At 33.8% G+C, this 6,863-nt stretch carries 7 protein-coding genes; 1 reads left to right on the top strand and 6 read right to left on the bottom strand.

The genetic code is table 11. The annotated features are described in order from the left end of the window. The first annotated feature begins 209 nt into the window (after nucleotides 1-209). Nucleotides 210-713: a hypothetical protein gene (locus KVT36_RS31295; protein WP_217607358.1), complete on the top strand. Its 504-nt coding sequence runs from the start codon at nucleotides 210-212 to the stop codon at nucleotides 711-713. An 85-nt stretch (nucleotides 714-798) separates the two neighbouring features. On the opposite strand, the gene KVT36_RS31290 is transcribed toward KVT36_RS31295, so the two are convergent. The 6 genes from KVT36_RS31290 to KVT36_RS31265 all read right to left on the bottom strand — a co-directional run bounded on the left by KVT36_RS31290 (nucleotide 799) and on the right by KVT36_RS31265 (nucleotide 6,404). Continuing rightward, the gene (locus KVT36_RS31290; protein ID WP_217607357.1) at nucleotides 799-1,488 is read right to left on the bottom strand and encodes a hypothetical protein; all 690 of its coding nucleotides are present in this window, start codon (nucleotides 1,486-1,488) and stop codon (nucleotides 799-801) included. A gap of 171 nt (nucleotides 1,489-1,659) precedes the next feature. Beyond that, a complete protein-coding gene (locus KVT36_RS31285) occupies nucleotides 1,660-2,094 on the bottom strand; it encodes a group I intron-associated PD-(D/E)XK endonuclease (protein ID WP_217607356.1) in 435 nt (144 codons plus the stop codon). Nucleotides 2,095-2,104: 10 nt separating this feature from the next. Next, on the bottom strand, nucleotides 2,105-2,992 hold the full coding sequence (locus KVT36_RS31280) for an AbiJ-NTD4 domain-containing protein (RefSeq protein ID WP_217607355.1): 888 nt from the start codon (nucleotides 2,990-2,992) through the stop codon (nucleotides 2,105-2,107). 165 nt (nucleotides 2,993-3,157) lie between these two features. Beyond that, nucleotides 3,158-3,394: a hypothetical protein gene (locus KVT36_RS31275; RefSeq protein WP_217607354.1), complete on the bottom strand. Its 237-nt coding sequence runs from the start codon at nucleotides 3,392-3,394 to the stop codon at nucleotides 3,158-3,160. 561 nt (nucleotides 3,395-3,955) lie between these two features. Beyond that, the gene (locus tag KVT36_RS31270) at nucleotides 3,956-5,302 is read right to left on the bottom strand and encodes a VapE domain-containing protein (protein WP_217607353.1); all 1,347 of its coding nucleotides are present in this window, start codon (nucleotides 5,300-5,302) and stop codon (nucleotides 3,956-3,958) included. 184 nt (nucleotides 5,303-5,486) lie between these two features. After that, nucleotides 5,487-6,404 (bottom strand): hypothetical protein, encoded by a 918-nt coding sequence (locus KVT36_RS31265; RefSeq protein WP_217607352.1) that lies wholly within the window; start codon nucleotides 6,402-6,404, stop codon nucleotides 5,487-5,489. Nucleotides 6,405-6,863 lie beyond the last annotated feature (459 nt).

Genomic DNA, 6,863 nt, shown 5'->3' with positions numbered 1-6,863 from the left:
ATCAAAGTTTTGCTTTTCCATATGGTCAGTTTAAAGTTAATCAACTTTTTACTGACACACTTTTTGTAATAGTCTCTCATTGTTTAGTACCACCTATAAAATGATACATATATTATCTACTAAATAATATTAGATTCTATTTGAATTAATATTTCTCATTTCCAGGTCGATTGAAAAAGCAACCATACTTTAGCCAGTAAATTAAATTCATGAAGTGGTCTTTTACTTTACTCTTAATTATTGCTTTAATTACATTCAGCCTACCAGGCTTCTCCCAATTCACCTACTACATTGGATTGGAAGAGGTAACAATAAGGAAAGAAGTATCCAATAGAAACATCCAAAACTTGATTACTGATTATTCTATGGATGGACAGAAAGTTCTGGCATGGAAAGATTTGGAATTAAAAACAGCCATAATTGTTCTCTTTGATGGCTATGGAAAAGGGAAATCCTGCACTCTTATACCTTTTACTGCTAAAGATATTTATGAATTTAAGGAGGTATTTAACAAAAATCACAAAATTATTGATGCTACTACCTGGTTAAATACTATAGAAAATAAAACTTTCAAAATCTCTTTTCAATATTTAAAAGCCTTTTCTAAATATGGATTTGTTATTACTGACTATGATCAAGAGTTGACAAACAAGAAATTAGATGAACTGATAAAAAAATTAAAACCATCAGCTGACAGGTTGCCAAATTATTGATTTTATAGAGGAATTTAAGAAACAAAATGTGGTTACTGAAAATTAACCCTATTTATCAGATTAAATCATAGCTATTTCGCTAATTCTATTTCTTCATATAAGGTTCAATTATTCTAATGTATTCTTCTATATAAATTTTTATCATAGGCATAAAAAGTAAATTAAATTTTGTGTTTTCAAAAAAATTAGATGGGATAACAAAATCTCCTTTTATATCAGAAATATTTTCTGATTTGGCGTTTCTGACTTGGCAAAGTGGAAAGTAAATTAGGAAAACACTAGTTAACAATAATGCCTGTTCTTTTAAATTCTCTTTGCTAAAAATTGCTTCTAATATTACGCCATAAATATTACTCCTTGACTCTATTGCATTGTTAATGTCCCAATACCCCATATTCTTAATTTCAGATTCATAAGGCTCAAATGTATTAATTAACGATATCATGAGGGACTGTTCGATGATTTTATTCATTTTAGAAACTTCCAAAGCAGTTGATACTATCGACTGTTGCAAACAAGAGAATTCAAATTGGCTCTTCATTGTTTGAAGTTTGATGTCCTTTGTTTCCTGATACATTAGAAGCAATTTCTTGTTACCCTTTAGATATTTTCTATGGTCTTTTGAGAACACATTCAATGCTTCTATAAGTTCTGTTATTAGCACAATTTCATTTGTATTAGGAAGAGATAGACCAAATGCTTTCAAATTATTGGGAAAAACCATTTCTATGGGATATTCCTTTCTTTTGCTAGAAAAAAAATCAAAAAAATTCATAGCTTACTTTTATAAATGAGTGAAAGAAGGCTATAATATAAAACTGGCTTTCCTTTGTCTCTCTTGAAAACTACCCCTTTAATAACCAATTGCAGAAAGATATGTTGTGGCATTTTTAAGGCAGATCTCCTTTTGCCACTAAAATTCATGACAGTCTATCATGATTTATTCCTATAAAACAGCATTTTCAGTCGTACTAAAAACATCCCACCTGTTCTGATAAATATTCATTGTTTTTAGTCTCTTGTAGTCTAAATAGGTTCTATTTTCTCCTTCCTTTGGTGTGTCAATAAATAGCGCTAGAGCCTCTGATTGCCTTAATACAAAAAATTCTGGCTTTGCGTCTAGATTGTCAATGTGCAAATTGACTAGGACAAGTATTAGATTCTTTCCTTTGAACTTTGCTTTGTTAAGATTCCAGCAAATTGATTTTGTTTGCTGAATCCCTTTTACTTGAACTGCATATACATTATCATCTTTATGTACAAGTAAGTCTATAGATTTCGTATTACCAAAAGTAATTGTAACATCATACCCTAATCTTGATAACTCAGCAGCCACATAAAACTCACTTGCAATTCCTGTTTGATTCTTCTCAAGTGCCATATATACATCCTTATAAGTTTTGAAATTCTATCCCTGCCTTATTCGCCTTCACTATTAAATAGTTAATAAAAGCACTACAAGAAATAAGCATAAACTTTGCATCCTCAAAATCACAATTAGGGCTATCCATAAGAGCATGCCTAATTCCTCCTTCATCACTTGTATAACCATAAATCTGTTTAAAACCTCTTTCTAGAGAGGGATGCAAATTTATCACACCCTTAATTCTATCCAGGGATGCACCTAAGCTATCGCCAGGTCTTTGTGCAATTAATTTAGCTAAAGATTCAACAGCAGAAATAGATTCTTTTATGGAATTTCTGTAGTCTGGATTTCCTCTATCAGATAATTTCTGTAATGCAGATTGAAGATGAATGTTGCATCCTTTTAGTGCTGTAAATGATTCTGTTTGAGTTAAGGATTCTGTTAACTCGTTTATTTCATACTTGTTTGTAATAGGTGCTAAATGGCCATTAATGAATCTATAGCCAGAAATTTCTCTTTCTAAGACAATATTAAATTGCTCTTCCAATACTTCATGAGAAACTCCATTAACCTCATTAACTCTGACATAATTAACAGAGTATTCTATGAAATCAAGTACATGATACCACTCCTTCTTAAAAATAAATTGATTCAAAAAATAATGTAGCTCATTACTAAAATGTGGGATTTTGGAAACATCTGCTTTAAGGAAGTCATGCCAAAGAGCATTTGCATAATGAATTTGCTCATCTGTAAGGGGCCCCATATTAATCGTACCTATCATAGGGCTTATTCCTACTAAAAAGCCATTATGAAATACATTCCATAGGCCAGATAATAACTCATTATCCATGCTATCTATTTGAGGGACTTTGCTACTTGGGGTAATACCCATTCTTTGGCTGAATTTCATGTATAGGAGGTTCTTAACTTAACGAATATAAACAATTCTATTAAACTGATCATTAGGCATTTAATTAAACCCTATCCACTGTAACTTCTAGCATTCCCAATGTTTAAGGTTATAGAAGTTACTCAATGACACTTACTCGAACTTATAGCAGCATCCTATGCAGTCCTACAATGAGATAAAGCCTTCTTCAAAATTTTTCAATTGCTTTTCGAGATGGGGCTTTTTAATTCTGCCCATTGCATATAGCATTATGATTGCAGTTGGTTCAAAAAGTCTTTCTTTAATAGGATACTCTTGACTAAAATTCGTTAAGGATGAGTTCTTTTCTATTAGATAGACGAAACCATTAATCAGCTCAAAAGAAAATTTTTGGTCAGCGATTGCAATAGTTAATCTTGTCATAGTGATCTTTTTCCAAAAATAAATCAGAATCTAATTCAAAGATCAATACCACGAAAGCTCATTTCTAATAGCCTTTTCTTACTTTTTATTTTTAAATCAATGTTGCAGGTTTTGGTTTCCTTTTACTATCCATTCCATGGAATCACTGCTGCCAAAGGGCTCCAGGAGAACAATACAAAAACCATAGTGTTTAAGAAAATTTTTATTTTTCTGTGCAAATTTGTGACTGTACCATTGCCTGAATCAAAACAAAAAAGAATGAACACAAATTTTAGATTTTTCAAGAATCATCTTGATGCTGAAGCAAGACAGTTTTTGGGGCAAGACTATTCTAAGGTCAGGCTTTGGCCAATACCTTCAGAGCATGCAGTAGACTTGGGCTATAGGTATGCTGATAATGTTAAGCTAAGTGATATTTACAAAGAGGAAATAGCGAACAGAATCTATTTTATGTTGTGCGAAAGGTTTCCTGATGCACGAAGTCTAGTCTATAAGCCATAAACATCTACTTGCAGATTTAGAATACCCATGTTATCCACATGGGTATTCTTTTTAAGTTTACTATGCAGCTACAATCTGTGGCCTCTCACCCTTCTCCTTCAAGGCATACACATAATTTCCACCTGATTTTATTCTCCTGAAATTATGCTTCCTCATTATTCTACCAACCTTTTGAATATTCGCATCTGTAACTGTTACACTTGATTTTTGAGCAAGATAATCAGCAATATCTGTTGCACTTATCTTAAGTGATGGTGTAGCTGCTTCAGGATCAATAGGCTCAAACCACTTCAATATCATTTCTTCAATATAGCTCACCATTTGGAACTGCTCATTATGTTCCTCCACCTCTTCAATATCGTTAGAATCAAAATAATACTGAAAACCTGCTCTAAACAGTGCCAATGCTTGAGAATATACATTATCCATGTTTATATCGTGAGCAAAATTAATTTCATTTACTTCAACACATAAAAATCGCCTGTTTCCAGTTGTATCATTTAGAAATTGCTTATTATTCACAGACCCCATGAAGGACGCCCTTCTTGGCATATTTTCATCATAATGTGCGTAAGGACGCCTTTCCCTTACTTCAAATGCAGTGATGATCTCTTTCAAGCGCTCAGTATTTGCCTTGCTTAAGCTATCTAATTCGTCCAGATTAATTAGAAAACACTCTGCCAACCTAATCTTCGCGTCCTTATTTCGCAGGTTTGGAATACCAGAGAAGTAGTATCCCTTCAAGCTTTGGGGTTGAAGTTTGTGCATCCAGGTGGTTTTACCAGCACCCTGCTTACCAATAAATACAATAGCTGTGTGATTTATTATTGCATCATTTGTTGCGCATCCTACTGTAGCAACAAGCCACTTCTTAAACCATTTAGTCCAAAGTTCATTATTGGTCGTTCTCACAGTTTCAGCTAATTGACCAATATAATCTGTCCTCCCATCCCATTCAGGCAAATTATTGAAATAGCTGACAAAAGGGTCGTAAATAGGTGTGTAGTCTGAGTGAATTATTGAACGCAAATTTTGTGAGGATACCTTGATATGCCTCTTTCCCAATTCTCTTATAATTGAGTTCAATTTGTAATCACTCAAAAGCTCAAACTGGTTATGTATTTTCTTTTTAAATTCCAGCCTGCTTGAAACAGCATTGTACCTAAAATCATAATGCTCAGTAAGATGTCTTTCGACCATTTCTAAGGATGAATGATCGTTTTGTTGATCTAATTGTTCAGGTTCTTCACGACCTGCAATTAATTCCTGAGAGTTTAACGCAATTTGCTTACCCTCGTTACCCATATTATCGTTCTGTGGCATGGACTGATTGCCACCATCCACCTTACCTGCACCCAGATCAGGGGTAAGCAGGGTAAGGTCACTAATTAAGATGTCCTTATTCATATATTGTATTTAATTTGTTTGTTTTGCTTTCTTGCTGCGCAGCTTAAAGCATTCAATACAAATTTCATAAAATAAAGTCCTGTTGTTGGGATATTGCAATGTTGGGTAGGGTGAAAGGTAGGGCAATGAATCATAAAACTCAACATGAATAAGGGTTTACAGCCAATTTATTTCAGAATCTACTTTATTTTTGGGTTCTAAAGGTGGTCTTTTTTGTAAGTAATTCCTGAATAATCGCATCAATGACCTTTGTGTTCTTTGGTGGTTCTGCGTCCTTAAGTGTTTGGGCTGGTATAGGATGAGGCTTCCCATCAATTTCAAAGCAATTGCCTGTAGCAATCCACTTACCTTTCGCTGGAATGATTATTTCAGGAATTTTCTCCTGTAGCTGGTTAATAAGATAGGTCAATTGGTTTATTTCGCCTTTCCAGGGTACAGGGACAGAACCATTTGAAAAAATAGCATTGAATCTAGCCTTGCCCTGCACTATTAGCCCTGCATCAAGTAAACCAGCATATATAAGACTAACAAGAACAGCATCTCTTGCAGGATTTTGCAATTCAAATCTTGGAGAGGGTGTATTTTTTACGACTTCTGACTTTTCGTACTGATAGTTTAATGCAATGTTATTCGCTAAATAAGAATAATACTTAATTGCATTGGCAAGAAATATATAAACAGTTTCATGAAAAACAGTAAAATCAGTGTTGTCTAATGGTGGTATATGTGCTGTAGATTTATCTGGAAAATACTTATAGGCTTTATGTACATAACATATTTTCTCACCATTGTCATTGAGGGTATAAAAGTTATTTAAGGCTTCCTTACAGGCAATTTCAGCCTGCCTTACAGCATCTAACAAGTTATTCTTGGGTATAGCTCTGTTAGAGAGTGTTACTGTTAGTTCTTGCTTTATACTATCAAGCAGATTATTTAAATGCTGTGATAAGCTGTTAGTGTTGGTAAATCCATTATAAATTAGCTGATCTTGGGTATCCTCAATTCCTTCTCCCTCCATTGTTTCATAATATATTGGAATGATAGCATAGGAACAATTTGCATTGTTGACAATTTTTATAAGCCTTTCAAATATGGTATTCATATAAAAATAGGTGCAGGATTAGTTTGCCTGCACCTAATATACATAAAACTCTGATATACAACTAACATCTACTTATTACTCCTATCAAGAGTAGAATAATTGCCCCTACTACAATCTGTTCTATAGGGCCTTGCTCTAAATCTGGAATAATGATTTCCAATAATGCACCCAATCCCCAACATAATAAGATCAGAATTGGTACACACAATATGATACTAATTATTTCCATCACCTGCTGCTTTTAATGTTATGGTAGGTAGTGCAATAGCTGGTTTCCCCACATCCACATAATTCCTACTGGCTGTTTCTATGGTAGTATGTCCCATCAGATAAGCCACATCTGTTAAGGGCATTCCTTGCTGCACTGCTCTGGTTCCAAAAGAATGTATAATCCGGACTAAACTGAACCACTAATTCCGGATCAAAGTGAACCAGTTATTCCAGACCAAAGTGAACCAC

The organism is Chitinophaga sp. GbtcB8 (assembly GCF_019091455.1).
Taxonomy (GTDB): domain Bacteria; phylum Bacteroidota; class Bacteroidia; order Chitinophagales; family Chitinophagaceae; genus Chitinophaga.
The sequence above is the reverse complement of the archived record's forward strand: the minus strand, read 5'-3'. Positions and strand labels throughout refer to the sequence as shown.

Bases quoted from the DNA above. Each gene is read 5' to 3' on its own strand.
- KVT36_RS31285 (WP_217607356.1), bottom strand. From the start codon at position 2,094: ATGGCACTTGAGAAGAATCAAACAGGAATTGCAAGTGAGTTTTATGTG.
- KVT36_RS31275 (WP_217607354.1), bottom strand. From the start codon at position 3,394: ATGACAAGATTAACTATTGCAATCGCTGACCAAAAATTTTCTTTTGAG.
- KVT36_RS31265 (WP_217607352.1), bottom strand. From the start codon at position 6,404: ATGAATACCATATTTGAAAGGCTTATAAAAATTGTCAACAATGCAAAT.
- KVT36_RS31290 (WP_217607357.1), bottom strand. From the start codon at position 1,488: ATGAATTTTTTTGATTTTTTTTCTAGCAAAAGAAAGGAATATCCCATA.
- KVT36_RS31280 (WP_217607355.1), bottom strand. From the start codon at position 2,992: ATGAAATTCAGCCAAAGAATGGGTATTACCCCAAGTAGCAAAGTCCCT.
- KVT36_RS31270 (WP_217607353.1), bottom strand. From the start codon at position 5,302: ATGAATAAGGACATCTTAATTAGTGACCTTACCCTGCTTACCCCTGAT.
- KVT36_RS31295 (WP_217607358.1), top strand. From the start codon at position 210: ATGAAGTGGTCTTTTACTTTACTCTTAATTATTGCTTTAATTACATTC.